The 2,780-nt window shown below is 65.8% G+C and carries 2 protein-coding genes and 1 pseudogene; all 3 read left to right on the plus strand.

Annotated features, from left to right (window positions below):
* A partial coding sequence (leuS, locus tag B4N44_RS03620; protein ID WP_296697011.1) for a leucine--tRNA ligase occupies positions 1–2,000 on the plus strand: 2,000 nt, incomplete at its 5' end.
* Positions 1,997–2,470 carry an LPS assembly lipoprotein LptE gene (gene lptE / locus B4N44_RS03625; protein WP_296697013.1) on the plus strand — a complete coding sequence of 158 codons (474 nt, stop codon included), beginning with the start codon at positions 1,997–1,999 and terminating at the stop codon, positions 2,468–2,470. The genes leuS and lptE, both read left to right, overlap by 4 nt.
* Positions 2,470–2,780: pseudogene (locus B4N44_RS03630) on the plus strand (DNA polymerase III subunit delta); the annotation flags it as partial. The gene lptE and the pseudogene B4N44_RS03630, both read left to right, overlap by 1 nt.

Genomic DNA, 2,780 nt, shown 5'->3' on the forward strand with positions numbered 1-2,780 from the left:
GCACCATGCAGCGCAACTGGATCGGGCGCTCCGAAGGTGTCGAGATGCGCTTCGGGATCGCGGGATCGGACGAGACGCTGGAGATCTACACGACCCGTCCGGACACGCTCATGGGCGTGACCTATGTCGCCGTCGCTGCCGAGCATCCGCTCGCGCGACGTGCCGCCGAGGATCAGCCTGCACTCGCGGCCTTTATCGATGAGTGCCGCAAGGGCGGGACCTCCGAGGCCGAGATCGAGACGATGGAGAAGAAGGGCCATCCGCTCGGCCTGAACGCCCTGCATCCGGTGACCGGCGAGGCGGTGCCGATCTTCGCCGCGAATTTCGTGCTCATGGGTTACGGCACGGGTGCGGTGATGGCGGTCCCGGCGCACGACGAGCGTGACTTCCATTTCGCCCACAAGTACGGAATCCCGATCCGGCCGGTGATCGTGCCCGAGGATTGGAAAGAGCTCGCGCTCGAGCTCAGGTTTGCTGCCGGAACGCCTGCGGAAAACCGTCCGGTCGTCGCGGTGTCCGGAGACGCGTCCCGAGTCCCCCTGGACTGGTCGCACTGGGACGAACGATTCGAGCAAAAAGGCGTCCTGATCAACTCCGGCCCTTTCTCGGCCTTGAGCAGTGCCGAGGCGTTCGAATCCATCGCAGGCTGGCTGACAGAGCACGAAAAGGGCCGCAAGCGCGTGAACTTCAGGCTGCGCGACTGGGGCGTCTCGCGCCAACGCTACTGGGGTTGTCCCATCCCGGTGGTGAACGGCCCCGACGGCGATCTGCGCCCCGAGACCGACCTGCCGGTGCGCCTGCCCGAGAATGTCGTGGTCGACGGCTCCGGCTCGCCGCTGAAGAAGATGCCGTCCTTCTCGGATCTCCCCGGCGGGGAGATCCGCGAGACCGACACCTTCGATACCTTCTTCGAATCGAGCTGGTACTACGCCCGCTATTGCTCGGCGGATTGCGATACGGCCATGCTCGACGAGCGTGCACGCTATTGGCTCCCGGTCGATCAGTATGTCGGCGGGATCGAGCACGCCATCCTGCACCTCCTTTATGCGCGCTTCTTCCACAAGCTGATGCGCGACGAGGGGCTGCTCGACTGCGACGAGCCCTTCGCCCGCTTGTTGACGCAAGGGATGGTGGTCGCCGAGACCTGGTATCGCGAGGACGCGGACGGGCGCAAGCAGTGGATCAATCCGGCGGAGGTGCAGACCGAGCGCGACGAGAAGGGCCGGCTGGTGCGCGCCTGGCTCGCGGCCGATGGTCTGCCGGTGACCTTCGGCGGCATCGAGAAAATGTCGAAATCCAAGAACAACGGCGTCGACCCGCAGGCCCTGATCGACAGCTACGGCGCCGATACCGCGCGCCTGTTCATGATGTTCGCCGCGCCGCCTGACCTGCAGCTGGAATGGTCGGACGCCGGCGTGGAAGGCGCGCACCGCTTCCTCAAGCGGCTGTGGAAGGCCGTGTTTGAACACGTCGAGGCGGGCGGCGGCAAAGCGGCCGGGGAACTGTCGGCCCCGCTCAAGGAATTCCGCCGCATGCTGCACCAGACCATCGCCAAGGTCACCGATGATTACGGCCGCCGCAAGCAGTTCAACACCGCGGTCGCCGCGGTGATGGAACTGATGAACGCGCTTGGGAGACTCCCGGAAGAAGCCGGCACTCCGGCCCTGCGCCAGGAAGCGCTGGAAACGGCAACCCTGCTGCTCTCGCCCATCGTGCCCCACATCTGCGAGGCCCTGTGGGCCGAACTTCGGCCGGGCACGAAGCTGCTGGATCAGGCCTGGCCCAAGGCCGACGAATCCGCGCTCGCCGTCGACGAAATCGAACTGGTGGTGCAGATCAACGGCAAGCTCAGGGGCAGCATCCGCGTGCCGGCCGGCGCCGACAAGGCGGCGATCGAGGCTGCCGCCCTGGCCTCGGAAGCGGCGCAGAAACAACTCGACGGCGCGACGCCGAAAAAAATCATCGTCGTGCCCGGGCGTTTGGTTAACATAGTGACATGAAGCGCCGCGTTTTCCTCGCCCTGATTCCCGCGCTGCCGCTCGCCGGCTGCGGCTTCCATCTGCGCGGCTCGAATGCGATTCCCTATCGCAGCATCCATGTCGACGCGCCCAGGGACAGCGGCGCTGCCCGGCAACTGGCCAGCGTCCTGCGCAGCCGCGGCATTTCCCTGCCGGAAAACGCCAGGGACGCCGATGCCGTGCTGAAGCTTTTCGAGGAGAAGAAGACTCGCAGCATCCTGTCGCTTTCCGGCGGCGGGCGCGTGCGCGAATACCGGCTCAACTACAGCCTGAGCTACAGCCTGGCCGGCAAGGACGGCAGCGAGATCTTCCCTGCCGCCACCATTGCCTCGAGCCGCGACTTCACCTACGACGACAACCAGTACCTCGCCAAGACCGCCGAGGAAAGCTTCCTCTATCGCGACCTGCAGGACGACGCGGTGCAGCAGATCCTTCGTCGCCTGGCCAAGTGATGGAACTGCGCCCGGAAGATCTCGGTGCGCATCTCGCACGGGGACTCTCCCCGCTTTACCTCATCTGGGGCGAAGAGCCGCTGGCCATGCTCGAAGCCGAGGACGCCATCCGCGCCGCCGCGCTCAAGGCCGGACACGAGCGCACGGTGTTCACCGTGCAAGGCAAGTTCGACTGGAGCGTGATCTTCGGCCACGCCGACAACTTTTCCCTGTTCGCGCAGAAGAAGCTGGTGGAGATCCGCATTCCCAGCGGCAAGCCCGGCATCGACGGCAGCGCCGCACTTTCCCGCTATGCCGGCAGCCTGCCCGC

This window comes from Thiocapsa sp. UBA6158 (genome assembly GCF_002423035.1).
Classification (GTDB): domain Bacteria; phylum Pseudomonadota; class Gammaproteobacteria; order Chromatiales; family Chromatiaceae; genus Thiocapsa.

Excerpts from the sequence above, each read along its gene's own strand:
- lptE (WP_296697013.1), top strand. The coding sequence starts at position 1,997 with ATGAAGCGCCGCGTTTTCCTCGCCCTGATTCCCGCGCTGCCGCTCGCC.